21 protein-coding genes are annotated in these 24,111 nt (G+C 73.1%); 10 read left to right on the top strand and 11 right to left on the bottom strand.

Going from position 1 to position 24,111, the window contains the following annotated elements; all coding sequences use genetic code 11:
* Positions 1–80: 80 nt before the first annotated feature.
* Together ACIG47_RS08925 and ACIG47_RS08920 are read left to right on the top strand one after the other, a co-directional pair.
* Positions 81–971 carry a hypothetical protein gene (locus ACIG47_RS08925; RefSeq protein ID WP_397430492.1) on the top strand — a complete coding sequence of 297 codons (891 nt, stop codon included), beginning with the start codon at positions 81–83 and terminating at the stop codon, positions 969–971.
* A 31-nt stretch (positions 972–1,002) separates the two neighbouring features.
* Complete coding sequence (locus tag ACIG47_RS08920) at positions 1,003–1,749, top strand: metallophosphoesterase family protein (protein ID WP_397430491.1); 747 nt, start codon at positions 1,003–1,005, stop codon at positions 1,747–1,749.
* Here the strand turns inward: ACIG47_RS08920 and ACIG47_RS08915 are convergent, their stop codons facing one another.
* Entirely contained in the window at positions 1,750–2,520 is a 771-nt protein-coding gene (locus ACIG47_RS08915) for a class I SAM-dependent methyltransferase (protein WP_397430490.1), read from the bottom strand.
* Between the two features lie 253 nt (positions 2,521–2,773).
* Here ACIG47_RS08915 and ACIG47_RS08910 point away from each other — a divergent pair, with 253 nt between their 5' ends.
* The gene (locus ACIG47_RS08910) at positions 2,774–3,004 is read left to right on the top strand and encodes an excisionase family DNA-binding protein (RefSeq protein WP_397413640.1); all 231 of its coding nucleotides are present in this window, start codon (positions 2,774–2,776) and stop codon (positions 3,002–3,004) included.
* 161 nt (positions 3,005–3,165) lie between these two features.
* Here ACIG47_RS08910 and ACIG47_RS08905 read toward each other — a convergent pair whose 3' ends face one another.
* Positions 3,166–3,798 carry a metallophosphoesterase gene (locus tag ACIG47_RS08905; protein WP_397430489.1) on the bottom strand — a complete coding sequence of 211 codons (633 nt, stop codon included), beginning with the start codon at positions 3,796–3,798 and terminating at the stop codon, positions 3,166–3,168.
* A gap of 83 nt (positions 3,799–3,881) precedes the next feature.
* Between ACIG47_RS08905 and ACIG47_RS08900 the strand changes: the two genes are divergently transcribed.
* Entirely contained in the window at positions 3,882–5,294 is a 1,413-nt protein-coding gene (locus ACIG47_RS08900) for a PLP-dependent aminotransferase family protein (RefSeq protein ID WP_397430488.1), read from the top strand.
* On the opposite strand, the gene ACIG47_RS08895 is transcribed toward ACIG47_RS08900, so the two are convergent.
* The 7 genes from ACIG47_RS08895 to ACIG47_RS08865 form a co-directional block, all read right to left on the bottom strand.
* Positions 5,239–6,537, bottom strand: coding sequence for an APC family permease (locus ACIG47_RS08895; protein WP_397430487.1), 1,299 nt, complete (start codon positions 6,535–6,537; stop codon positions 5,239–5,241). The genes ACIG47_RS08900 and ACIG47_RS08895 overlap by 56 nt on opposite strands.
* A 9-nt stretch (positions 6,538–6,546) precedes the next feature.
* Positions 6,547–8,394, bottom strand: a complete 1,848-nt coding sequence (locus ACIG47_RS08890; protein ID WP_397430486.1) for a potassium channel family protein — start codon at positions 8,392–8,394, stop codon at positions 6,547–6,549.
* Between the two features lie 68 nt (positions 8,395–8,462).
* Complete coding sequence (locus ACIG47_RS08885) at positions 8,463–10,586, bottom strand: 3-hydroxyacyl-CoA dehydrogenase NAD-binding domain-containing protein (RefSeq protein ID WP_397430485.1); 2,124 nt, start codon at positions 10,584–10,586, stop codon at positions 8,463–8,465.
* A gap of 2 nt (positions 10,587–10,588) precedes the next feature.
* Positions 10,589–11,839: a thiolase family protein gene (locus ACIG47_RS08880; protein ID WP_397430484.1), complete on the bottom strand. Its 1,251-nt coding sequence runs from the start codon at positions 11,837–11,839 to the stop codon at positions 10,589–10,591.
* Positions 11,840–12,447: 608 nt separating this feature from the next.
* Positions 12,448–13,500 (bottom strand): lipid II:glycine glycyltransferase FemX, encoded by a 1,053-nt coding sequence (locus ACIG47_RS08875; protein ID WP_397413623.1) that lies wholly within the window; start codon positions 13,498–13,500, stop codon positions 12,448–12,450.
* A 33-nt stretch (positions 13,501–13,533) separates the two neighbouring features.
* A complete protein-coding gene (locus ACIG47_RS08870; protein WP_397430483.1) occupies positions 13,534–14,859 on the bottom strand; it encodes an HRDC domain-containing protein in 1,326 nt (441 codons plus the stop codon).
* Positions 14,856–15,515 carry a DUF3000 domain-containing protein gene (locus ACIG47_RS08865; protein ID WP_397413619.1) on the bottom strand — a complete coding sequence of 220 codons (660 nt, stop codon included), beginning with the start codon at positions 15,513–15,515 and terminating at the stop codon, positions 14,856–14,858. The genes ACIG47_RS08870 and ACIG47_RS08865 overlap by 4 nt, the downstream gene beginning before the upstream one ends.
* A gap of 164 nt (positions 15,516–15,679) precedes the next feature.
* Here ACIG47_RS08865 and gndA point away from each other — a divergent pair, with 164 nt between their 5' ends.
* The 6 genes from gndA (at position 15,680) to zapE (ending at position 21,263) form a co-directional block, all read left to right on the top strand.
* The gene (gene gndA, locus ACIG47_RS08860) at positions 15,680–17,116 is read left to right on the top strand and encodes an NADP-dependent phosphogluconate dehydrogenase (RefSeq protein ID WP_397413617.1); all 1,437 of its coding nucleotides are present in this window, start codon (positions 15,680–15,682) and stop codon (positions 17,114–17,116) included.
* Positions 17,113–18,414 carry a carboxylate--amine ligase gene (locus ACIG47_RS08855; RefSeq protein WP_397413614.1) on the top strand — a complete coding sequence of 434 codons (1,302 nt, stop codon included), beginning with the start codon at positions 17,113–17,115 and terminating at the stop codon, positions 18,412–18,414. Before gndA ends, ACIG47_RS08855 begins: the two co-directional genes overlap by 4 nt.
* A gap of 183 nt (positions 18,415–18,597) precedes the next feature.
* Complete coding sequence (locus ACIG47_RS08850) at positions 18,598–19,059, top strand: DUF805 domain-containing protein (RefSeq protein WP_397413610.1); 462 nt, start codon at positions 18,598–18,600, stop codon at positions 19,057–19,059.
* Positions 19,060–19,068: 9 nt separating this feature from the next.
* Entirely contained in the window at positions 19,069–19,491 is a 423-nt protein-coding gene (locus ACIG47_RS08845) for a DUF805 domain-containing protein (RefSeq protein ID WP_397413608.1), read from the top strand.
* A 15-nt stretch (positions 19,492–19,506) separates the two neighbouring features.
* A complete protein-coding gene (locus ACIG47_RS08840; protein ID WP_397430482.1) occupies positions 19,507–20,160 on the top strand; it encodes a hypothetical protein in 654 nt (217 codons plus the stop codon).
* Positions 20,161–20,213: 53 nt separating this feature from the next.
* Positions 20,214–21,263, top strand: a complete 1,050-nt coding sequence (gene zapE, locus ACIG47_RS08835) for a cell division protein ZapE (protein ID WP_397430481.1) — start codon at positions 20,214–20,216, stop codon at positions 21,261–21,263.
* Positions 21,264–21,272: 9 nt separating this feature from the next.
* Here zapE and ACIG47_RS08830 read toward each other — a convergent pair whose 3' ends face one another.
* Together ACIG47_RS08830 and ACIG47_RS08825 are read right to left on the bottom strand one after the other, a co-directional pair.
* On the bottom strand, positions 21,273–22,232 hold the full coding sequence (locus ACIG47_RS08830) for a PPK2 family polyphosphate kinase (RefSeq protein ID WP_397430480.1): 960 nt from the start codon (positions 22,230–22,232) through the stop codon (positions 21,273–21,275).
* A gap of 88 nt (positions 22,233–22,320) precedes the next feature.
* Entirely contained in the window at positions 22,321–24,078 is a 1,758-nt protein-coding gene (locus ACIG47_RS08825; RefSeq protein ID WP_397413602.1) for a hypothetical protein, read from the bottom strand.
* Positions 24,079–24,111 lie beyond the last annotated feature (33 nt).

The following is a 24,111-nucleotide window of genomic DNA, read 5'->3' as shown; positions in this document are numbered from 1 at the left end:
TCGTAATTGTCTAGACTTGACCTACTTGTTGCCATAGCATCGACGTACAGAAACCAGGTCGTTGTGCGCAGGTCCTGGGGGTGGTCCACGTGCAGGGCTGGGCAAGGGGAAGTCTGCTGGTCGTCGCGCTGGGAGCGGTGTCGAACCTGGCTCTCACGTTCGTTCCCGACCTGATGCCACCCAGCGTGACGGTGCCGATCGTCTGGTGCACGGCCGTCGCCACGGTGGTGATCGCCGTGCTCTACCTCGTCGAGCAGGTCTACGTCGCGCGGCACCGCCTGGAGCGGGAGGCGGAGCTCGAACGGGCCCGCCTGCTCGAGGAGCTGCGGCAGTACCGTGGCATCGAGTGGGTGAGCGCCGACCGTGAGCATCGCAACGCCTCGCTGGGAATCTGGAAGTCGGCGCGGCGGCAGGTCGTCGTGTTCGGGTTCGGCATGACGAGCGTGGCGCGCGATCCCGACCTGATCTGGGCGATGGCCAACCGTGGTGTGGACGTGGACGTGGTCAAGGTGGATCCGGTGTGGCTGGTCGACCATCCGGCGATCGCGGCGACCATCGACGGGTACTACGACCGCGACGGTGCCTTCATCGGGCAGGTGGTGCGGGCGCACGGCCGGCTCCTCGCGCTCGCCGAGGAGATCAACGCGGCCGGACGCGGTCAGCTCAACATCCACACCTACCAGACCACCGTCCAGTACAGCGGCTCCATCCGGGATCCGGGGACGCCGGAGGCGTCCGGCTACGTCGAGTTCCACCTCTATCGCAAGTCGATCGAACGGCTCGGCATCGGGCTTGCGCAGTACGACGGCGGGGACGAGCTGAACCCGCCGATCCTGCAGCACGTGCTGCACTCGCTCTCGCTGGCCGTCGGGCACCCGGTGCCGGCCGAGCGGACGGCGCCCGCGCTCGGCCCGGGCGACGAACGGCGCGTCCTGGGCGTGGAGCACCTCCGGCCGGAGACGGGTGGGTGAGGAAGGGCTGGGGTGTGGGACGATCCGGAGTGTGCCTCTGGAGAGAATTGCCCTGATCAGCGACGCGCACGGCAACCTCACGGCCCTGGACGCGGTGCTCGACGACATCGCGTCGCGTGGGATCGACCGGATCATCAACCTCGGTGACTTCGTGGGCAAGGGGCCCCGGGGCAGCGAGGTCGTCGACCGGTGCGACAAGGTCTGTGACGTGAACATCAGGGGCAACTGGGACGACCACCTGCCCGTCTGGGACGACGAGTCCGCCGCGGAGATGATCTGGTGGCGCGACGAGCTCCGTGCGGATCAGCGCGAGTGGCTGACAGCGCTGCCGCTCAGCCACGACCTGCTGATCAGCGGGCGTCAGATCCGGCTGTTCCACGCGTCGGCGGTCAGTCCGCACGTCCGGGTGCGGGCGCGCCACACGCCGGAGGAGTTCGACGGCATGTTCGCCAACACCCCGATGACGGGCGAGGGTCCTGCGCCGTCCGTCGTGGGGTACGGCGACATCCACGACGCGTTCGTCAAGGTGGACCACGGCCGGACCCTCTTCAACGTGGGGAGCGTGGGTAACCCGCTGGACGAGCCGGTGCCGAGCTACGCGATTCTGGAGGGCGTGGTCGACGACCCCGCCCCGGCACCCTTCGGGCTCCAGCTCGTTCGTGTGCCGTACGACGTCGAGGCGGAGATCGACGCGGCCGCACGGTTGGGGATGCCCGCCCTGCGGCCCTACGCGGTCGAGCTCCGCACGGCCGTCTACCGCGGCCTGCAGCAGGCCTGATCAGGACGGGCGGGCGACGGCGACGTCGATCCAGACCTTGCCGGTGTCCTCCGGGTCGCCGACCACCCAGGGCCGCACGGAGGTCTTCGCGCCGTAGACGTCACGGGCCGCCTGGCCCACGAGCCACACGAAGGTCTCGAGCTCGTAGCGGTTCCGCCAGCGCACGGTGGTCCGGCCGTCGGCACCCGTCTTGCTCTCGAAGCCCCGGTGGCCCGAGGCGGCGACCGTCGTCGAGACGAGCGCGGTCCCGCCCGGGGCCACATGGGCGAGCACCTTGTGCACGGCCTCCTCGTCGCTCTCGGGCGGGAAGAGGTGGACGAAGGCGGTGGCGAGCACGAGGTCGAACAGCGCCCCGTCGAGCCGGGTCTCCCGGCCGTCCTCGTCGACGTACCGGCCCGCCAGGAACTCTCCGTGCAGCAGGCGGGGGCGGCGGGGCTGGGTCGGGTCGTCGCAGAGCTCCCGGGCGGCGGCGATCATCTGCGCCGAGAAGTCCACGCCGGTGACGGTGTACCCGAGTGCGGACAGCACGCGGGAGTGGGTCCCGTCGGCGCAGCCGATGTCCAGCGCCGTGGGCTGCTCGGCGCCCGTTACCCGAGGGAGCCGTTGAGTGAGCCATTTCTTGGCGTTCTCCTGGCGGGAGAGCGTTGTTGCCCGGTACGTCCCCGCGAGCGCGTCGTAAGCGTTCCGATTGATGTCAAGAATCGCCTGGAGCTGCGAGGGCGTGGTGCTGATCGCGGGAATCTCGTCGAGCACTACGGGCGGAGCGCCCATCCATCCCCCTCGTGCGCGGTGGATCGTTTCGATCCGCCAGTCGGCAGGAAAACTGGCAGGAGGTCCACCGTGGCTCACGGCGGAACGCCGCCATCGTGCCACATCCGGAGCGTCGTCGCGTCCACTCGTCGCGGTCCGCGGGGGACCAATTACCGAACAATGCGACCGGGCGGAGAAAAGAATCATCATCGAATATTGAAACTCGCACCGATTCGACTGGACTGCAGCCGCTCGAAGGCGCAAGACTTGTCGTGTGAACGAAATCACATTGGAAGCCGAAGCCAACAGGACCCGTCAGGACCTCACCACGCTCGAAGCCGCGCGGCTGCTGGGCGTGTCGAAGCTCCACGTCATCGACCTGCTCGAAGCGGGTGAGATCGACTACCACATGGTCGGTACGGACCTCCGGTTCAACGCCGCGGAGATCGCGTCCTACAAGTCGGACCGTGAGCACCGCGACGCGGAGACCCTCGTATCGGCATGACCCCCCGCGCGGCGGGCGGCGCCCTGGCGCTTCCGCTGACGCAGTGCGTGGGCCTCGCGTACCTGCGACGCCATGCACACTGACGCCTGAGCGCACGTTCGTCACCTTCAGAACGTGCGCTCTTGTCATGTCCGGCCACCGTGACCCGGACCAGGCCAGGGTCAGGCCCAGGCCACCGGGGCCAGCTCCTGCGGGCCGTCGGCGATCAGCGCTGCCACGGTCGCGGCAGGTACCGGTCGACCGCCCCACGCGTCGACGCCGACGTTGATCTGCCGCCCCCGCTGGCGCCACGTGTCGTGCACGTGCCCGTGCACCACCCAGCCGCCCCGGTCCGCGGGCCGGTGCTCGACGTACCGGTCCGCCCCGTGCGAGTCGCCCTCGTAGGGGAAGTGGGACAGCGTCACGTCCGGGACGCCGAGCGTCACCGGGTCCGGACGGTCGTGGATCTCGGCGAAACCCGCGGCCAGATAGCGCTCCCGGGCCGCCGTGCGCCGCAGGCTTCGTGCCTCAGGGTCGCCCTTGCGCAGGGAGGGGTCGCCCTCCCAGCAGCGGTCGTGATTTCCGGGGACCAGGATCTTGTGCCCCGCGAGCCGGCCGATCCACGTCAGTGACTCGTCGAGGGCGCCCAGGGCGACGTCGCCCAGCACCCAGACCGTGTCGTCCTCGGTGACCGTCTCGTTCCAGAGCTCGGCCAGGCGTGCGTTCATCGCGGGCACGCCGGCGAACGGGCGGTCGCAGAAACGGATGATGTTCAGGTGTCCGAAGTGCAGGTCGGACGTGTAGTACGTGGTCATGTCGGTACGCATTCAACCGTGTCCGGGCCGCCGGGGGAACCCGGGACCCGAGCAGCGCGGCGACCATGGGCGATGATCGGCGGATGGACCTCGCCGTCGATCTCAGCCACCGCACCGGGCGCACCGACGCCATCTACCGCGCGCTGCGCGGCGCCCTGACCACGGGCCGGGTCCCGGCGGGGGAGCGGCTGCCCTCGACGCGGGACCTCGCCCGCGACCTGGGTGTGTCCCGGGCGAGCGTGGCCACCGCGTACGAGCGGCTGGTCGCCGAGGGTTTCCTGGAGTCCCGGCCGGGCGCGGGAACCTACGCGACCGAGGCGGCGAACGACGCGCCGCCCGCGCGCCGCCGGGGTACGGGCGCGCTGCGGCCGCGCGCCGGCTGGCACTGGAGCCCCCGGCCCACCAGCGCTGACGCGGCCGCACCCGACCACGACTTCCGCGTGGGCATCCCGGACGCGAGCCTCTTCCCCTTCGACACGTGGCGCCGGCTGCTGGCCGCCGAGTCCCGGGCGGGCGGTCCGGCGGCGGGGGCATACGGCAGCCCCGCGGGCCTGCCCCGGTTCCGCGCGGCCGTCGCGCGGTACGTCTCGGGAGCCCGCGGCGTCCACGCCGGCCCGGACGACGTCATCGCCACCACGGGCGCGCAGCAGGCGCTCGACCTGGTGGCCCGGGTGCTGCTCGAACCGGGCGACGTCGTGGCCGTCGAGGACCCCGGCTATCCCGAGGCCCGCGAGCTGTTCGCGCTGCACGGCGCGCGCGTGGTTCCCGTGCCGGTGGACGCCGAGGGACTGGTCGTCGACGAGATCCCGGAGCGCGCCCGCCTGGTGTACACCACGCCCTCCCACCAGTTCCCGCTGGGGATGCCGCTGTCGCTCGCGCGGCGCCGGGCGCTGCTGGCCCATGCACGGCGCCACGGTACCGCCGTGGTCGAGGACGACTACGACAGCGAGTTCCGCCGCACCCGCCGCCCGCTGGAGCCGCTGCAGGCTCTCGACCGGGACGGCCGGGTGGTCTACGTGGGCACCTTCTCCAAGTCGCTGCTGCCCGGCCTGCGGGCCGGGTACCTCGTGGCCCCGCCGTCCCTGCGGGACGCCCTGCTCGCGGCCCGTCAGCTCACCGACGGCCACGGTGCCGTGCACGTGCAGGCCGCGCTCGCCCGCTTCCTCGACGACGGGCTGCTCGCGCGGCACGTCCGCAAGGCCTCGGCGCGGTACGCGGAGCGGCACGAGATCCTGCTGGACGCCCTCGCGGACCTGCCCGTCGCGCCGGTGCCGTCCGCCGCGGGCCTGCACGTGGCCGCCCACCTGCCGGAGGACGGCGGCGTGGACTCACGGACCCTCGTGGCCCGGGCCCGACGGCGGTCCGTCGCGCTGGAGTCCCTCGCCACCTATGCGACCGGTCCGCACCGGGACGGGATCGTGCTCGGGATCGGGAACGCCGTCACGAGCTCGATCCGGCCAGGGATCCGGGTGCTGGCGAGCCTGCTGGATCCGTGAGGCCGGGTGCACGCCGCGCCCGGCGCCGCCGCCAGGTGGTCCAGGCGAGCCCGCCCAGTGCCGCGACCACGGGGCCCGTCATGTGCGCGCCGGTCATGACGAGCAGCCCGAGCGCGGCGACCAGGGACACCGCCGCACACCACCACGCCACGCCCCAGCGGGGCAGCAGCCGTAGGGCGGCGGCCGCGCCCACCACGTAGAGCAGGGAGAACGTGGCCGTCGCCATGAGCAGGATCGCGTCGGTCGTCTGGTGCAGGGCCGCCAGCAGCGCCGTCGTACCCAGGGCGACCACCGTGATGAGGGTCAGGGAGCGGCGCGGCGTGCGGCCCGGCCGGGCCGCGAGCCAGCCGGGCAGGGCGCCGTCCCGGGCGAGCGCCGCACCCATCCGGCTGCCACCCGCGAAGTAGACGTTGATCGCGCCCACGGTCAGCAGCACCGCCACCACAGCGGTGACCGGCCGCGCCTGCTCGCCGAACCCGAGCACGAGCAGGTCCGACAGCGGTGCAGGGCCCGGCGCCGGCCCGAGCACCGCGACCGTGGCGAACGCGACGCCGAGGTACAGCACACCGACCGCCGCCACCGCGATCGCCGTGGCACGGGGGATGTCGTGCGCCGGGCGCCGGTACTCCGCGGACAGCGAGCCCAGGATCTCCCACCCTGCGAAGGCCCACACCAGCAGCGCGGCCGCCGGGCCGACGGCACCCCACCCGTGCGGCGCGAACGGCACCAGGTTGCCGGCCTGCGCGTGCGGCAGCGCCACGACGACGGCGACCGCGAGCAGCAGCGCCACCGATCCCGCGATGACGAGCTGCGCCGTGCCGGAGACCCGCAGGTCGAACCAGTTCATGACGGCGCACACCGCGATGATCGCGATCGTCGTGACCAGTGCGGTACCGGACCCGCCGCCGGTCGCGTCGGCGACGTAGGCGCCGGCGAAGCCCGCCGCGGCCGGCGCGCCCACGCCGATGGTCCCGTAGAAGGCCCAGCCGACCATGGTGGAGGCCCGCTCGCCGAACGCGAGCCGCGCGTACGTGGCCACGCCGCCGCCGTCGGGGTGGCGCGCGCCGAGGGCGGCGAACGTCGTGGCGAGCGGGACCGAGAGGAGCACGAGCGCGGCCCACGCCACGAGCGACGCGGGTCCGGCCACGCCCGCGGCGAGAGCCGGGAGCGAGATGACGCCGGTGCCAAGCATGGCACCGAGGGTGAGGGCCGCGCCCTGGGGCACGCTGAGACCGTTCTGCATGCCCCGAACCTATGCGGCAGGTGGACCGGTGAGCGGGCCGGTTCTGGTCCGGTCGTTCAGGCCGCTCGGGGCCGGCCGGGACCGGGCCGCCTCGCGCACGTGCTGGAGGCCGGCCGTCGTCGCGATGACGAACACCCGGTCGTGCGGCTGGAGGTAGCGCCCCGCGGCCGGCTCGATCAGGTGGCCGCCGCCCCCGCTGTCGAACGAGAGCGTGCGCACCGCCAGCAGTCGGCTCGCCATGCCGCGCACGCGGGGACGTCCCGGGGCGCCGGCGTCGGGCCCGGCGTCGGGCCCGGCGTCGGTCTCTGGGACGTCGAGCTCCGTGGAGTGCTTGCCGACGAGCGTGCTGTGCTCGCCGATCTCGATCTCTGCGAGGACCAGCACCCGGTCGCGGTACGGGATGGTGGCCTTGACCTCCTGACCGATCATCGCAGCGGCGAACCAGGGTGCGGCCAGGAACGACGAGCTGAGCCCCGCGGAGTCCGGCACCTCCCGGCGGATCCTGCGGGACAGGTCGCGGTCGTAGACGCGCAGCACCGTGCGCAGCGGCGGCGCGTCGGCGGTCCGCGGCACGGAGCGCGCCGCGAAGCCGATGCCGATGGTGGTCGCACCGCCGCTGGTCACCACGACGATCGCCTGCGCGGAGCCGACGTAGGCGCTGCGCAGGGTGGTCGACCGGCGGGCGTCGCCGATCACGACGGGGACGTCCCGGGCGCGGGCGACGGCGATGCCGCGCGCCGACTCGTCGACGTCGACGGCGATCACGGGCACGCCGCGCCGGTCCAGGGACCGCACGATGCGGGTGCCGAGGTCCCCCATCCCGACGACCACCACGTGGCCGGACATGGGGTGCAGCGGGGCGCCGGTGTCGAGCAGGCGCTGGGTGCGCACGACGCCGTCGACGACGACACCCGTGACCCAGGGGATCACGGCGACGCTGACGATCGTGAGCGCGACCTGCGTCGCCTTCACGACCGGGTGGGCGCCGTGGTCGGGGTCGCTGCCGGCCAGCGAGGGCAGCACCGCCTCGTACAGCGCCCCCGCCCACGAGGACCCGGTGGCGATCTTGATCGTCGTCGCCCCGGCGAGCACCACCAGCGCCAGGACGCCGGCCGCGAGCAGCAGGTTGCGGCCCGAGGTGATCGCGAGGGAGCGCACGTACTCGCCGAACCGGCGGTGGCGGTGCGGGTCCACCTCGTCCTCGTCGGGCTCCAGCTCGGCCCTGACCTCCGGCATCACGTCGTCCGGGCCGGCGTCGGCCAGGAACACCTTCGGGGTCAGCCCGGGCAGCTCGGCGGCGTTCGGCAGGGCCACCACCGCGTCGTCCTCGTCCGTGGCGAACAGGACCATCCGGGTCGGCAGCGACTCCTCCTCGTCCGACACGGTGACCAGCCGGCGGTGATCGACGGGTAGCCGGATCTGCCGCCGGAGGGCGGCGGCGACGATCTCCGGCGCCGCGAACGCCGACGACGACAGGACGGTGCAGCGGTCACGCTCCAGGTGCCGGCCGAGCGACTCGTCGAAGATCCGGACCACGACGTGCAGCGCGGGCCACTTCTCGCGCAGCAGCAGTGCCAGGGCGACGTTGCCGCCGTCGTCCTGCTCCACGAGCGCCGCGGACGCGGCGCGGTCGGCCCCCGCCGTGGCCAGGGAGTCCTCGTCGACCCGCTCCGCCTCGACGACCTCGACGGACGGCAGGTCCGCCATCTGCTGCGCGTACCGGGAGGCGCGGTCCGGCACCAGCACGGCCACCGTGCCCCGGAAGCGGGTGGACAGTGCACGGGTGAGGCGGAAGGCGAGGGGGCCGTCCCCGACGACGACGTAGTGCGCTCTCGTGCCCGACATGGCGTCCGTCATGGGCGCGAGCGTAGCGGGACCCTCCGACACCGGGCTCAGCCGGTGCCGGAGGGTCCTCGAGCGGAGGCTCAGGCGGGCACGTTGGCCACGCCGTCCGGCAGGAACCGCCGGCCGAGCACCTTCTCGCTGTAGCCGGTGCGGTCCAGGTAGGGCGTGATGCCGCCCGTGTGGAAGCCCCAGCCGGCGCCCAGGATCATGGCCAGGTCGATCTGCTGCGGGCCGGGCACGACGCCCTCGTCCAGCATCAGGCCGATCTCGGTCGTCAGCGCGGTGAGCACGGAGTCGAGCACGCCGTCCGCGTCGAGCACACCGGGCTCACCTGGCCGGGCGGCGCCGAAGTACTCCTGGATCGCCGGGTTCACCGGCTTCGGCAGGCCCTTCGCCGGGGCGTCCAGCACCACGCGCGTGCCGTCCTCCACGATCCGTGCCAGCCCCTGCGACGCCGGGATGCGGTCGCCCAGGTTCTCCCGCAGCGAGGTGAGCACGTGCTGCGCCACGGCGGGGCCGACCAGGTCGGTCAGCTCGAACGTGGGCATCGGGAAGCCGAGCGGGGCGAGCGCCCGGTCCGCGACCTCCACGGGGGTGCCGCCCTCGATCGCGTCCACGACCTGGCCCATCACGAGCAGCAGGAGGCGGTTGACGATGAAGCCGGGGCGGTCCGCCGAGCCGATGGCGGTCTTGCGCAGCTTCTTGGTGACGGCGAACGCCGTGGCGAGAGCCTCGTCGGACGTCTTGTCCGCCGTGATCACCTCGACCAGCGGCATCTGGGCCACCGGGTTGAAGAAGTGGATGCCGACCACGCGCTCCGGGTGCGCCAGGTCCGCCGCCATCTCGGTCACCGACAGGGCCGAGGTGTTCGTGGCCAGGATCGCCTCCGGGGAGATGATGCCCTCCAGCTCGGCGAACACCTTCTTCTTGAGCCCCATCACCTCGGTGACGGCCTCGATGACGAAGTCGCAGGAGGCGAACTCGCCGATGTCCGTGGTGCCGGACACCGAGGCGACGATGCGCGTGGCCGCCTCGGGCGACAGGCGCCCGCGGCCGGCGAGCTTCTCGGCGGTCTCCCGGACGAACGCCAGGCCCTTGTCCACGCGCTCCTGGTCCAGGTCGCGCATGACGACGGGGACGCCGAGACGCTGCGCGAACAGGAACGCCATCTGCGCGGCCATCAGGCCCGCGCCCACGACGCCGACCCGGGTGACCGGCCGCGCGAGCTTCGGGTCCGGTGCGCCCGCGGGCTTCTTGCCGGCGCCCACGAGGTTGAACGCGTAGATGCTGGCGCGCATCTCGTCGGTCATGATCAGGTCCGCCAGGGCCTGGTCCTCGGCCGCGAACGCCTCCTCCTTGGTGGCGTTGCGGGCCGCGGCGATCAGTCCGAGGGCACGGTGCGGCGCGGGGCGCGACGCGCCGACCACGACGTCGAGCCGCTCCTTGGCCGCCGCGACGACGGCGTCCCACACGGGCTGCGGGTCGAGCTCGCGGCGCGGCACCTCGATCTCGCCGGTGACGACCTTCGCCGCCCAGCGGATGGACTGCTCCAGGAAGTCCGCGGCGTCGAACAGCTCGTCGACCAGGCCGATCGACAGGGCCTCGGCGGGCTTGTAGGGCTTGTTCGCCGCCGGGCGGGTGAGGACGACCTCGATCGCCTTCTCGACACCGACCAGGCGGGGCACGAGGTAGGCGCCGCCCCAGCCGGGCACCAGGCCGATGCCGGTCTCGGGCAGGCCGAGCGCCGCGGCGTCGGACGCGACGGTGCGGTAGTCGCAGTTGAGCGCGACCTCGAGGCCGCCGCCCAGGGCCAGGCCGTTCACGAACGCGAAGGTCGGCACCCCGGTCTGCGCACGGAGGTCGCCGAGGATCGAGTACGCGGCGTGGCCCATGCGGCCCAGCTCGACGGCCTCGTCGTGGCCGTGCACCGACGTGATGCCCTTGAGGTCGGCACCCGCGGCGACGAAGTAGGGCTTGCCGGTCACGCCCACGGCGGCGATCTCGCCGGCCTCGGCGCGGGCCCGGACGCCCTCCAGGGCGGTCCTGAGCTCGGCGATGCCGGCCGGGCCGAGCGTGTTCGGCTTGGTGTGGTCCAGGCCGTTGTCGAGCGTGACCAGGGCGAGCACACCGGCGCCGCCGGGGAGCTGGACGTCCCGGACGAGGGAGTGGGTGACGCGCTCGGTGAAGGCGGGGTTCTCGGTCACGGTCAGTTCTCCTCGTCCGTGTGGCCGGAGTAGTCGGCGTGGTGCGGGTTCTCCCAGATGACGCTGCCGCCCTGGCCCAGGCCCACGCACATGGCGGTCAGGCCGTAGCGGACCTCGGGGTGCTGCTCGAACTGCCTGGCGAGCTGCGTCATCAGGCGCACGCCCGAGCTGGCCAGCGGGTGGCCCATGGCGATCGCGCCGCCGTAGGGGTTCACTCGCGGGTCGTCGTCGGCGATGCCGTAGTGGTCCAGGAACGAGAGCACCTGCACGGCGAAGGCCTCGTTCAGCTCGAACAGGCCGATGTCGTCGATGGTCAGGCCGGCGGCCTTGAGCGCCTTGTCCGTGGAGGGCACCGGGCCGTAGCCCATGATCTCCGGCGGCACGCCGGCGAACCCGTAGGACACCAGCCGCATCTTCGCCGGCAGGCCCAGCTCGGCCGCCGCGTCGCCCGAGGCGAGGATGGCGGCGGTGGCGCCGTCGGTCAGCGGGGACGACGTCGCGGGGGTGACGCGGCCGCCGGGGCGGAACGGCGTCTTGAGGCCCTGGATGGACTCGAACGTGGTCTCCGGGCGGGGCAGCTCGTCGGCCGTGGCCAGGCCCCAGCCGAGCTCGGACGAGCGGATCGCGACCGGGACCAGGTCGGGGTCGATGTTCCCGTTGGCCAGCGCCTTGGCGTACTTGGCCTGCGACTCGACGGCGAACCGGTCCGCGCGCTCCTTGGTGAGCTGCGGGAACTTGTCGTGCAGGTTCTCCGCGGTGACGCCCATGTTCAGCGCCTGCGGGTCCACGAGCTTCTCGGCCACGAACCGGGGGTTGACGTCGGCGTCGAAGCCCATCGGGTGGCGGCCCATGTGCTCCACGCCGCCCGCGATCACGACGTCGGCGGCGCCCATGGCGATGCCCGCGGCCGTGGTGGTGGCGGCCGTCATGGCGCCGGCGCACATGCGGTCGATGGCGTAGCCCGGAACGGACTGGGGGAGGCCGGCGAGCATGCTGACAGTCCGACCCAGCGTGAGCCCCTGGTCGCCCTGCTGCGTCGTGGCGGCGATGGCCACCTCGTCGATGCGCTCCGGCGGGAGCTCGGGGTGGCGGCGCAGCAGCTCGCGCACCACCTTCACGATCAGGTCGTCCGCACGCGTCTCGGCGTAGAGACCGTCCGGCTTGGCCTTGCCGAAGGGGGTGCGGGCGCCGTCGACGAAGACGACGTCGCGTACCGCCCGGCGGGTACGCGGTGTTTCCGGGGCTGCGGTCATCAGCTCCAACTCCTGGGGTTTTCGGGACGGCGACGTCCGGTGAGCGACGCCGCTGGATCGAGATACACGCTACCGCGAGTACCGGTAAAAAGCACGCACGATCTGAGACCCAGTTCGGGGCGGCTGAAACGGAGTCTCCGAGGAGGGTGCGGCGCCGAGCCGCGGGCTCGGTCGGTTGCACCGGGCGCCGCGCTGACTTCGGTCGCTTGTCTCGAGATCGGCCGGTTGAGTGACCGATCTCAAGGCAAGCGACCGAAGTTAGCGCGGGGCGGGGGTCATGTGACCGAAGTCGGCGCGGGGTCGGGAGCAAGTGACCGAAGTCAAGTGGGAGCAAGTCAGTCAGGCGCGCGACGGGGGCGCGTGACCGAAGTTAGGCGCGCGGGGCACGAGTGACCGCAGTCAGGCGCGCGGGGTGCGAGGGACCGACGCCAGTCGCGCGGCGGGGTGCGAGTGACCGCAGTCAGGCGCGCGGGGCGCGAGGGACCGACGCCAGTCGCACAGCGGTGTGCGAATGACCGAAGCCGCACAGCGGTGAGCGAATGACCGAAGCCAGTCGCACAGCGGTGAGCGAATGACCGAGGTCACTCGCTCACCGCCGCGCCGAGCGGTCAGCCGCGGCGGAGCTTGCGGACCACCTTCTTGGCGGTCGGCAGGGCCGTGTTCCAGGTGTTGTACCAGCGCGAGAACGCGACGTCGATCGAGCCCACCAGCTCGTCGGTGTGCTTGGCGAAGCTCTTCTTGTAGTCGCTGATGCCGTCGTTGAGCAGGCCGTTCATGTCGTACCGCACGAGACCCTGCTCCTGGGCGATCTCGATGGTGCGCCAGTAGGTGGGCGCCGTGGCGGTGGCCTTGCGGCCCGCGTCGTTGCCGCCGCCGTACAGCAGGAACGACGTGCTGGCCGAGTTGGCGCACCACGCGAAGGTCGCCGGCGCGTCGTCGATGTAGGTGGCCACCAGCACCGACCGCTCGCCGAGCTCCCGGTGGATGTCGAGGTAGTACTTGTCGTGGTGGATGGCGAACCCGGCGCGCTCGGCCGTCTCCTTGTAGACGTCGAGCACGCGCAGCACCTCCGCCTCCTCGGTCACCCGGCGGATGTCGAGGCCTGCCCGCGCGCCCTTGCGGATCTCGTACCGCGTGGACTTGCGCATGTCCGCCATCAGCTCGTCCTTGGACCGCGTGAGGTCCAGGATGAGCGTGCTCGGGATCATGATCTGGTTCGGCGCGTACCGCCGCCCGGCCAGGTCGAGCTGCGTACCCGCGGGCCAGTCCGGCTCGATCGTGATGCCCACGCCGCCCACGTTCTCCCGGGCCCACTGGACCACGGTGTTGGTCACTGCGTTGCGGGTCGCGGTGTCACCCACGCCGAACACGGCCTGCGCCGTCTCGCCGTCGTGGTGCGCCACCACGGGGCCGCGCGGCACGTACGACAGCGCGCGGAACTGGGCCGGCAGCGGGCGCACCAGAAGCTGCGCGAGACCGACCGTCGTGCCGTCCTCCGTCACGCGCAACCGGTGCGCGCGCCAGTTCCCGGCTGCCTTGACCTCACCCCAGCCCCAGAGCTGGAGCGGGTGCCCGCCCAGGGCGAGGACCTCACGGTCCCAGGTCGCAGGTTCGGTGACGACGTCGACGGCGAGCGTGATGGGCTCCGACAGGGCTGGCATGGGGACGACTCTACTGGGGTACGGGCCGGGCTCTCACACCTGGTCAGCAGCTGAGTCAGCAACCGAGTCAGCAGCCGAGCCAGCAGCCGCTGCCGGCGCCCGCCCGGCGGCCGCGTCGGCGAACGCCCGCTCCAGACCCTCGGCGAGCAGGCCGACCTGCCACTCGCGCGCCCCGCGACCGCGCAGGAACTCCGCGATCCCCGCCGCGTCGGCGCCGGCCGGCGGTGTCCAGCACAGGCGGCGCAGCGCATCGGGCTGCAGCAGGTTCTCCACCGGCACGTTGTGCTCGGCGGACAGCCCGGTCACGAGCTCGCGCGCGGACGCCAGGCGCCGGGCCGCCGCCGGGTCCCGGTCGCCCCAGGTGCGAGGCGGCGGGGGACCGTCGGACCGGGGGCCACGGACAGTGGGCAGCTCGGCGTCGGGCAGGGCCCGCGCCTCGTCGATCGCGCGCTGCCAGTAGGCCGCGCGACGCTTGGTGCCCTTGCCCCCGAACTCCTGCAGGGCCACGAGCTGACCCGCCGTGCGGGGCATGGCCTTGGCCGCCGCGACGATCGCCCGGTCCGGCAGCACCCGGCCCGGCGAGACGTCCCGTGCCCGGGCGCTCGCGTCGCGGGCCAGCCAGAGCGCCCGCACGGCGGCGACCTGCCGGGGGTTGCGCAGCACGTGCATACCGGACGTACGCCGCCACGGGTCCACGCGAGGTGCCGGCGGGGGAGCGGTCCGCACGGCCTCGAACTCCTGGGCCGCCCACTCGGCCTTGCCCGCGGCCTCCAGCCGTTCGGCGAGGCGGTCCCGGAGCTCGACCAGCACCTCGACGTCGAGCGCGGCGTACCGCAGCCAGTCCTCGGGCAGCGGGCGGGTGGACCAGTCGACTGCCGAGTGCTCCTTGGCGAGCCCGAGGCCCAGCACCTCGGCCACGACGGCGGCCAGCCCCACCCGCTCCATGCCCAGCAGTCGCGCGGCGAGCTCGGTGTCGAAGATCCGGGCGGGGCGCAGGCCGTGCGCGGCGAACCCGGGCAGGTCCTGCGAGGCGGCGTGCAGCACGAACTCGGCGTCGCCCACGGCCTCGCCCAGGGCGGAGAGGTCCGGCACGCCGACCGGGTCGATCAGTGCCGTGCCCGCGCCCGCGCGGCGGAGCTGGACCAGGTAGGTGGCCTGGCCGTACCGGTACCCGGAGGCGCGCTCGGCGTCGCCGGCCACCGGTCCGGTCCCCGCGGCGAAGGCCTCGACGACCCGCGCGAACACGGCCTCGGTCGCGACGACGTCGGGCAGCCCGTCGGCGGGCTCGGTCAGCGGGGTGACGGGTGGCGGCACGGGCGTCGATGTCTCCGCAGGGACTCCTCGCTCCGTGGTGGTCATGGGCCTACCGTATGGCGTTGCCTGGAAGGGCCGGTAAAACGCCTGGTGAGAGCCGCGACGCCGTCCGGCAGCGGGGGCACTCCCGCCGCCATGGCGAGCAGGGCCGCCCACGCACGCAGGTGCGTGCCGAGCCCGGTGTCGACCGGTGTCCACGACGCGCGGATCTCCAGGTCCACCGCGTCCGGCGTCCCGTCGAGCGCGCCGTAGCTCTGGGACAGCACCCGGGTGACGGTGCCGCCCTCGGCGACGGTTCCCGTGCCGGGCTCCAGGCCCGCGGCCTGGAGGCACTCGCCCACCCAGGACCAGGCGACGTCGGCCAGCAGCGGGTCGGCCGCCATCTCCGGCTCCAGGGTGGCGCGCACCATGGTCACCACGCGGAAGGTGCCGTGCCAGGCCTCCTGGCCCGCCGGGTCGTGCAGCACCACGAAGCGGCCGGTGGCCAGGGGCTCGTCGTCGTGGTCGTGGTCGTCCGCCCCGGCCGGGCCGGCCGGCGGGCCAGGCAGCACGTCGCCCGCCAGGGCCACGCTGAACGGCGCCACCCGGCGTGGTGCCGGGATCTCCGTGAGGCGCACCTCGGTACGCAGCGCCTGACGCCGCAGGTCGGCGAGGGCTGCTGCGAAGTCGACGGGAACGCCGGTGGGCGGGCCGCTGGTCACCACTTCACCGTACGTCCACCTGACGTCCACCGGGTGGAGGCGCGCGGCTGTCTCCGGATCGTGACCTGCGTCGCCGTCCGTTCCCGGGCACTACTAGGCTGACGGAGGGGCACGGCGCGCCGCGCGTGGGCCGGCCCGGTTCCCACTGGAGAAGGAGCAAGAACGTGTCAGGCACAGCACAGATCGGCGTCACCGGGCTGGCGGTGATGGGGCGCAACCTCGCGCGGAACTTCGCACGGCACGGCTACACGGTGGCGGTCCACAACCGCTCCTACGCCAAGACCGAGTCGCTGGTGGCGGAGCACGGCGACGAGGGCACCTTCGTGCCCAGCGAGTCGATGGCCGACTTCGTCGCGTCGCTCGAGCGGCCGCGCAAGGTGGTCATCATGGTCAAGGCGGGCGGTCCGACGGACGCCGTCATCGACGAGCTCGTGCCCCTGCTGGAGGAGGGCGACATCGTCGTCGACGCCGGCAACGCGCACTTCCCGGACACGATCCGGCGCGAGGCGGCGCTCAAGGAGCACGGTCTGCACTTCGTGGGCACCGGTGTGTCCGGCGGCGAGGAGGGCGCGCTGAACGGCCCGTCCATCATGCCGGGCGGTACGCGCGAGGCGTACGAGTCCCTGGGCCCGATCCTGGAGGACATCTCCGCGAAGGTGGACGGCGTGCCCTGCGCCACCTACGTGGGCTCCGACGGCGCCGGGCACTTCGTCAAGATGGTGCACAACGGCATCGAGTACGCCGACATGCAGCTCATCGCCGAGGCGTACGACCTGCTGCGCCAGGGCCTGGGTGCCTCGGCCGCGGAGATCGGCGAGATCTTCGCGCAGTGGAACACGGGTGACCTCGAGTCGTTCCTCATCGAGATCACGGCGGACGTCCTCAAGCACACCGACGCGGACACCGGCAAGGCCTTCGTGGACATCATCCTCGACCAGGCCGAGCAGAAGGGCACCGGCCGCTGGACCGTGCAGAACGGTCTCGACCTCGGCGTGCCGATCACGGGGATCGCGGAGGCGACGTTCGCCCGCGCCCTGTCCGGCTCGGTGCCGCAGCGCGAGGCGGCGCGTGCCGCCCTGCCCGCGCACGCGCAGGCGTGGGAGGTCAAGGACCGCGACGCGTTCATCGAGGACGTGCGCCAGGCCCTGTACGCCTCCAAGGTGGTCGCCTACTCGCAGGGCTTCGACCAGATCGCCGCGGCCGCCGCGGAGTACGGCTGGGACATCGACCGGGGCGCCATGGCCCGGATCTGGCGCGGCGGCTGCATCATCCGCGCCCGGTTCCTGAACCGCATCACCGAGGCGTACGAGCGGGACGCGGACCTGCCGCTGCTGCTCGCCGACCCGTACTTCACCGACGCCGTCGCGAGCGGCCTGCCGGCCTGGCGTCGCGTCGTCGCCGGTGCGGCACAGAACGGCGTGCCCACGCCCGCGTTCTCCTCGTCCCTGGCGTACTACGACGGCGTCCGCGCCGAGCGGCTGCCGGCCGCCCTGGTGCAGGCGCAGCGCGACTTCTTCGGGGCGCACACCTACAAGCGCGTCGACCGCGAGGGCACGTTCCACACCGAGTGGTCCGGCGACCGCACGGAGGCCGAGGCGTGAGGGGTCTCCCCGCGGAGCAGGGGCCGGTAGGCGGCGGGGAGCAGCCCGCGCCGGAGATGCTGGTGGTGGGTGTCGGCGGCGACGTCGGGATGTACGCCCTGGTGCGTGCGTTCCACGAGCAGTACCGCACCCGCGCCATCGTGCTGTCCAAGGTGGCCACGCGCGCCATGCAGGACTCGGCGATCGCCGAGAACGTGGTGGTGCCGGGCCTGGACGAGGTGGACGTGTTCCTGTCCACCCTGGAGGGCGTGGCGCAGCAGCACCGGGACAAGACGCTGGTGCTGCTGACGAACGCCGACTGGCACGTGCGGACCGTCATCCTGAACCGGGAGCGGCTGGAGGCGGCGGGCTACGTGCTGCCGTACCCGTCGCTCCCGGTCCTGGAGCAGGTGAGCAGCAAGGAGGGCTTCGCCGAGGTCTGCGACCAGCTCGGCATCCCGACGCCGCGCACCGTCGCCGTCGACGTCGCCAAGCTGGTGGCCGAGGGCGGCCGCGCCGCCGTGCCCGCACTGGAGGTGGACCTCCAGTACCCGGTGGTCGGCAAGCCGTCCAACAGCGCCGAGTGGTACTACGTGGACTTCCCCGGCAAGGCGAAGATCCACCACATCGACTCCCGCGAGGAGCTCGACGTGATCCTGGGCCACCTGGCGGACGCGAGCTTCCCGGGCACGTTCCTGGTGCAGGAGTTCATCCCGGGCGACGAGACGCAGATGCGGTCCCTGACCGCCTACCGCGACACGTCGGGCGCGGTGACGATGCTCGCCACGGGCCGGGTGCTCCTGGAGGAGCACACGCCGGGCACGCTCGGCATCCCGGCGGCGATCCTCGTGGAGCCGTACGACGACGCCATGGACGCCGCCACGCGCTTCCTCGACGCGACCGGCTACGTGGGCTTCGCGAACTTCGACTACAAGCTGGACCCGCGCACAGGGCAGCACGTGTACTTCGAGGTGAACCCGCGCATCGGCCGGAACAACTACTACGTGACGGCCGGCGGGGCCAACGTGGCCCGCGTGCTCGTGGAGGACTGGGTGCTGCACCGCCCCATCCGCGCGGTGCGTGCCGTGCGCGAGGTGCTGTACACGGTGGTGCCGTTCGGGCTGCTGTCGAAGTACGTGCTGGACCCGGAGCTCAAGGCCCGGCTCAAGGCGCTCAAGGCGAGCGGCGACGTGGTCAACCCGCTGAAGTACGACGGCGACTCCGGCCTCAAGCGCCGGCTTATCGTCGAGGCGATCACGCAGAACTACCGCCGCAAGTACGCGCAGTACTACCCGGAGCCGACGTCCACGGGGTACTGACCCACCTGCCCGTTGCCGACGCCCAGGTCATCCCGGTGACCTGGGCGTCGGCACGTCCGGGGCGTTTTCATCCATGGGGAGTTCTGCCCTTTTTCACACTTGTGCGCCGCGTGCGGCATCGGGACACTATGTGCGCACTTGCCGGAGATTTCCGGCACAAAACGTGAGAGAGGCTTCTTCCTGATGTCGTTCATCGAGTCCATCCGGACCGTGCTGTCGAAGTACGCGACGTTCGGCGGCCGTGCCCGCCGGTCCGAGTTCTGGTGGTACTACCTGGCCTACGGGATCCTGATGGCCGTGCTCTACTTCGCGCTGATCGTCCCGGGCCTCACCGAGTACACGACGGCCACCATGGAGTACGCCATGGCTGGTGACCCGTCCGCCGCGGTGCCGACCATGCCCGGCTCCCTCGCGACCGGCTACCTCGTCGTGTCGCTCGTCGCGCTCGGCCTGCTCCTGCCGACGCTCGCCGTGGTCGTCCGCCGCCTGCACGACACCGGCAAGTCCGGTGCCCTCGCGTTCCTGCTGCTGATCCCGGTCGTCAACGTGATCCTGCTCATCGTCTGGGGCGCGTCCGCCGGCACCCCGGGCCCGAACCAGTTCGGCCCCGACCCCAAGGCCGTGGAGCAGGTCCCGGCCGCCTGAGGCCCGCCCATGAGCATCATCGACTCCGTCCGGACCTGCCTGCGCCGGTACGCCGTGTTCAGCGGCCGGGCCCGGGCCTCGGAGTACTGGTTCTTCTACCTCGCGCTGGCGATCGTGAACGCCGTGATCTTCGTGGCGCTCCTGATTCCCGCCCTGGTCACGATGGACCCGGTCACGCAGGAGCCGGGAGTGCTCGGGTCGATCGGCTCGACGCTCCTGGGTCTCGTCGTGCTGGGCACGTTCGTGCCGCTGCTGGCCGCGGGCGTGCGTCGTCTGCACGACACGGGCAGGTCCGGCTGGTTCTACCTGCTGTGCCTGGTCCCGTTCGTGGGCGGCATCGTGATCATCGTGCTGCTCGCCCTGCCGGGCGAGCCCGGGCCCAACCGGTTCGGGCCCGACCCGCGGTCCGTGCCGCAGCAGGTCGCGGCCTGACCTAGTCTGGGCCGCATGAGCCTCGCCCGCCCCGTCCTCGTCGTCGGGGCGGGCGGTTTCGTCGGCAGCCGGGTCGCACGCGGCCTGGCTGCCGACGGCCGTCCGGTCCTCGCGGCGTCCCGCCACCCGCTGCCCGACGGCGCCTCGCGCGCCGGTCTCGTCGCCGTCCGCTACGACACCGCCGCCGACCTGCCCGCCGCCGTCCGCGCCGCCTGCGCGGACGCCGGGACCCCGCTGCCCGGAGCCGTCGTGGCGTCGATCGGCGGCTGGCACAAGGGCGCGGCCCTGCTGGACACCGACCCGGACGACTGGTCCGCGACGCTGGCCTCCCACCTCACCGCGCACCTCGACGTCGCCCGCGCGCTCGTGCCCCTCCTGGAGCCCGGTGACCCCTACGTGGTGCTCAACGGCGCCGCGGCCCGCGAGGCCATGGCCGGCTCCGGCGCCATCAGCGTGACCGGCGCCGGGCTGGCGATGCTGGTCCAGGTGCTGCGTCTGGAGGCCGCGCAGACGCCGGCGCCGCGCTTCCACGAGCTCGTCGTCGACCACGCCGTCGCGGGCGACGACCGCAACGAGGACCCGGCCCAGACCCGCACCCCGGCCCAGGTGGTGCGCGCCCTCGGCGAGGTGCTGGACGACCCGGGCGCGCCCGCCGTCGTGCACGTGTGACGTTGCTCTCGTGGCAGGTCACCGGCGGTGCGCCGCCGGTAACCTACTGATTCGTGACAGCCGCTCCCACCACCGAGACCCACCCTCTCGCCACCGCCCTGACCGCGGTCAGGCCGCAGGTCCCCGTCGACCGGCTCGTCACCGATCTTGTCCCGCCACGCCACTTCGCCCGGGCCCGCTTCGCCACCTACCGCGCCAACCCGGCGCACCCCAGCCAGGGCCGCGCCCTGGCCCGGCTCCAGGAGATCGCCGAGCAGGTCGCGGCCCCGCGGCGCGGCCTCTTCGCGCGGCGCAAGGCCGCCCCGGCGGTCTACCTCGACGGCGGCTTCGGCGTGGGCAAGACCCACCTGCTCACCTCCCTCGCGCACGCCGTCGGCGAGGTGCTCGGCACCGACGCCGTCGCCTACGGCACCTTCGTGGAGTACACCAACCTGGTGGGCGCGCTCGGCTTCCGGCCCACGGTCGAGGCGCTCGGCGCCAAGAAGCTCGTCTGCATCGACGAGTTCGAGCTCGACGACGCCGGCGACACCACCCTCATGTCGCGCCTGATGCGTGAGCTCGCCGACCGGGGTGTGGCCCTGGCCGCGACGTCGAACACGCTGCCCGGCGCGCTGGGCGAGGGGCGGTTCGCCGCCCAGGACTTCCAGCGCGAGATCAAGGCGCTGTCCGACCGGTTCGAGACCCTCCGCGTGGACGGCGAGGACTACCGCCACCGCGACGTCGTCACCGACACCGAGCCGCTGACCGAGGCCGAGGTCACCGCCGCGGCGGCGGCCCGCCCCGGCACCACCCTCGACACGTTCGACGACCTGCTGGCCCACCTCGCCACCGTGCACCCCAGCCGCTACGGCGCGCTGCTCGACGGCGTCACCGCCGTCGCGCTGACGGGTGTGCACCCCGTGACGGCGCAGGCCGTGGCGCTGCGCCTGGTGGTGCTGGTGGACCGCCTCTACGACCGCGACGTGCCGGTGCTGCTGGGCGGCGACGGCGACACCCGGACCCTGTTCACGCCGGAGATGCTCGCGAGCGGCTACCGCAAGAAGTACTACCGCGCCCTGTCCCGCCTGGGCGCGCTCGCGGAAGAGGGCCGCGCCCTGGTCTGACCGGGTCCGTCAGGTGGCGGCGAGGCGGGCCTTCTCCGCCTCCACGTCGAAGTCCGCGGGTGGCCAGGACAGGTCCAGGGAACGCAGCGCCGTGCCCAGGAGCTCCGTGACCGCCAGCCGGGCGTACCACTTGCGGTCCGCGGGGACGGCGTACCACGGCGCCACGTCGGTAGAGGTGCGGTCCAGGAGCTCCTGATAGGCGGCCAGGTACTCGGGGAGCTTGAGGCGCACGTCGATGTCGCTCGGGTTGTACTTCCAGTGCTTGTCCGGCCGGTCCAGCCGCTCGGCCAGCCGCGCCTTCTGCTCGTCGGGCGACACGAACAGCGCCACCTTCACGATCAGCGTGCCCGACGCGGCCACCTCCGCCTCGAACTCGTTGAGCTCGCGGAAGTGCCTGCGCCAGGTCCGTACCGGCTCCAGGCGGTCCACCCGGACCACCAGGACCTGCTCGTGGTGGGACCGGTCGAAGACCCCGAGGTAGCCCGGCCGGGGCAGCGCGTTGCGCACGCGCCACAGGTACCCGTGCTCCTTCTCCTCGGCGGTGGGAACGCCGAAGCCGCGGTGCATCACGCCCTGCGGGTCCACCATGCCCACCACGTGCCGCACGATGCCGCCCTTGCCCGACGTGTCCAGCCCCTGCAGCACGAGCAGCACCGACCGGTCGCCACCCGTGCGGCCGTGCGCGAACAGGCGCTCCTGGAGGTCGGCGAGCTCGGGGGCGCGGGCGGCCATGAGCGCCTCGCCGTCCTGCTTCCGGCCCGCCCAGCCGGGTGTCGACGCCGGGTCCAGGGCGCTCAGGTCGGTGCCGCGCGTCCAGCGCAGCGCCTCCGTGGCCGGGGTGGTCCAGAAGGAGCCGGGCGTCCGCGGCGTCGTCGCCTGCGCGGCCTCGGCCGTCAGCGCCTTGTTCTTCGGGGCCTTCGTCTTCGGGGACTTCGTCTTCGAGCCCTTGGCCTTCGGAGCCTTCGCCATCGGTGCCTCCTCGCCCCCGTCCCGCGGCTGCGGGGCGGGCCGGTCCCGGGTGCGGCCGGTGCGACCGTCCCGGGACCAGGCTCCCAGGTCAGCTCTCGGCGCGCAGCACGGCCGTCATCCGCGGGGGCACGGTGAGGGTGTCGCCCACGAGGCGCGTGGCGCCCGGCTCCCAGGCCGCCGCCAGCCGGAACGCCCCGGGCAGCGGCGCCCGGACCGCGCCGTCGGCGGGCCGCAGCAGGCTGCCCAGGCGCAGCGCGGCGAGGCCGTGGCCGGTGTTGAGCACGAACGCGAGGCTGCCGCGCAGCACCGCGATCACGGACCGGTCGGCGGTGGAGCGGATCTCCAGCGGCAGGTCCAGCTCGTCGGTCACGGCGTGCCGGATCTCGATCAGCTCGCGTGCCCACCGCACCAGCCGCCGCTCGTTCTCGTTGCGGGGCACCACCGGCGCGTGCACGGTGTCCAGCACGAGGGGGTTGCCCGCGAGGATCACCGTGGCCAGCACGCTCGCGCGGATGTCCACGTCGTCCACGGCCAGCAGGGCCGTGGCCGGGCTCTCCTCGCCGGTCCACGGGACGGTGAGCTGCGTCGCGGGCAGCCGCGTGATGTCCTCGACCACGCTCGCGCCGGCCCGGACGCGGCTGCGGCGCCCGCCGTTCTGCCGGGTCGCGCGGCGTACCGACGGGTGCACCAGGTCGGCGAGCATCTGCAGCGCCTGGATGTCCTCGTCCTTGCCCGGGCCGGACAGGATGCGCAGCAGGATCGAGGTGAGCCGGTCGCTGCGGCCGGGGCCGTCCACGAGCAGGCTGAACCGGCGGTCGAGCTGTTCGCCCAGCCCCACCACGTAGTCCGCCAGCTCACCCAGGAACGGGTTGGGGGAGCGGTCCACGAGCGCGTCGACGTCCAGCACCAGGCCGTCCACGTGGTACTCGCGCAGCCAGTGCCGCGCGTCGTCGACCAGGAAGTCGCGCGGGCCGCGGCTGCCGCTGCCGTCGAGGTTGATACGGTCGCCCACGTAGTCCGTGCGGACGGTCGGGGCCGACGGCACCTTGCCGGCCCGGGTGCCGATGCTCGGCACCTGCCCGGTGCGGAGCTGGATGGGTCCGGTGCGGGGCCGGTCCAGCGGCACCTGTCCCGTCCGGGGGCGCATCGCCTGCAGGGCGTGGTCGCCGGCGTCGCCCAGGTCCGAGCGCGGCGGCCGCGGGCGGCCGCCGCCCATCAGATAGGGGCCGTACGCCTCCAGGCCGAGCTCCTCGGCCACGGCCCAGCGGTACGGGATGTCGAGCACGACGGCCAGACCCGCGGCGTGCGCGGCGTCGACGAACCGCTGCAGCGCCCGCGGGCCGCCGTAGGGCTCGTGCACCGAGTAGAGGCGCACACCGCGCGACGGGCCGCGGGCCGGGTCGAACGCCGCGACGGGCGCGAGCTCGATGCCGTGCACGCCCAGCTCCGCGACCGTCGGCAGCAGCGCCGCGGCGGCGTCGAGGGTGCCCTCGGGCGTGAACGTCTCGACGTCCACGTGCATGAGCACGCTGGTGGACAGGTCGGGCGGGGACCACGTGCCGTCGGTCCACTCGAAGGCGGGGTCGAAGACCCTCGTGGGCCCGTGGATGCCCTGCGGCAGCCACACGCTGCGCGGGTCGGGCAGCAGCGGCCCGCCGTCCACGGAGTAGCCGTAGTCGGTGCCGTGCCCGAGCACGCTGTCGGCGCCCCAGTACCCCGGCTCGCCGGCACCCACGAGGCGCAGCGGCATGTGCTCCGGTTCCTCGTAGGGGTCGTACGGCACCAGCACCTCGATGATGCGGGCGCGCGGCGCCCACACCACCGGTCTGGGCCCGGGAACAGGCATGTCAGGCCCAGGTCGGGGCGGTGGTGTGGTTCC

Source organism: Promicromonospora sp. NPDC052451, assembly GCF_044547525.1.
Taxonomy (GTDB): domain Bacteria; phylum Actinomycetota; class Actinomycetes; order Actinomycetales; family Cellulomonadaceae; genus Promicromonospora.
The sequence above is the reverse complement of the archived record's forward strand: the minus strand, read 5'-3'. Positions and strand labels throughout refer to the sequence as shown.

What these genes read in the sequence shown, in the direction of transcription:
- ACIG47_RS08825 (WP_397413602.1), bottom strand. Translation starts at nt 24,078, where the DNA reads ATGCCTGTTCCCGGGCCCAGACCGGTGGTGTGGGCGCCGCGCGCCCGC.
- ACIG47_RS08880 (WP_397430484.1), bottom strand. Translation starts at nt 11,839, where the DNA reads ATGACCGCAGCCCCGGAAACACCGCGTACCCGCCGGGCGGTACGCGAC.
- ACIG47_RS08890 (WP_397430486.1), bottom strand. Translation starts at nt 8,394, where the DNA reads ATGACGGACGCCATGTCGGGCACGAGAGCGCACTACGTCGTCGTCGGG.
- ACIG47_RS08840 (WP_397430482.1), top strand. Translation starts at nt 19,507, where the DNA reads ATGAGCCTCGCCCGCCCCGTCCTCGTCGTCGGGGCGGGCGGTTTCGTC.
- ACIG47_RS08870 (WP_397430483.1), bottom strand. Translation starts at nt 14,859, where the DNA reads ATGACCACCACGGAGCGAGGAGTCCCTGCGGAGACATCGACGCCCGTG.
- ACIG47_RS08915 (WP_397430490.1), bottom strand. Translation starts at nt 2,520, where the DNA reads ATGGGCGCTCCGCCCGTAGTGCTCGACGAGATTCCCGCGATCAGCACC.
- ACIG47_RS08850 (WP_397413610.1), top strand. Translation starts at nt 18,598, where the DNA reads ATGTCGTTCATCGAGTCCATCCGGACCGTGCTGTCGAAGTACGCGACG.
- ACIG47_RS08895 (WP_397430487.1), bottom strand. Translation starts at nt 6,537, where the DNA reads ATGCAGAACGGTCTCAGCGTGCCCCAGGGCGCGGCCCTCACCCTCGGT.
- ACIG47_RS08900 (WP_397430488.1), top strand. Translation starts at nt 3,882, where the DNA reads ATGGACCTCGCCGTCGATCTCAGCCACCGCACCGGGCGCACCGACGCC.
- ACIG47_RS08845 (WP_397413608.1), top strand. Translation starts at nt 19,069, where the DNA reads ATGAGCATCATCGACTCCGTCCGGACCTGCCTGCGCCGGTACGCCGTG.
- ACIG47_RS08830 (WP_397430480.1), bottom strand. Translation starts at nt 22,232, where the DNA reads ATGGCGAAGGCTCCGAAGGCCAAGGGCTCGAAGACGAAGTCCCCGAAG.
- ACIG47_RS08875 (WP_397413623.1), bottom strand. Translation starts at nt 13,500, where the DNA reads ATGCCAGCCCTGTCGGAGCCCATCACGCTCGCCGTCGACGTCGTCACC.
- ACIG47_RS08905 (WP_397430489.1), bottom strand. Translation starts at nt 3,798, where the DNA reads ATGACCACGTACTACACGTCCGACCTGCACTTCGGACACCTGAACATC.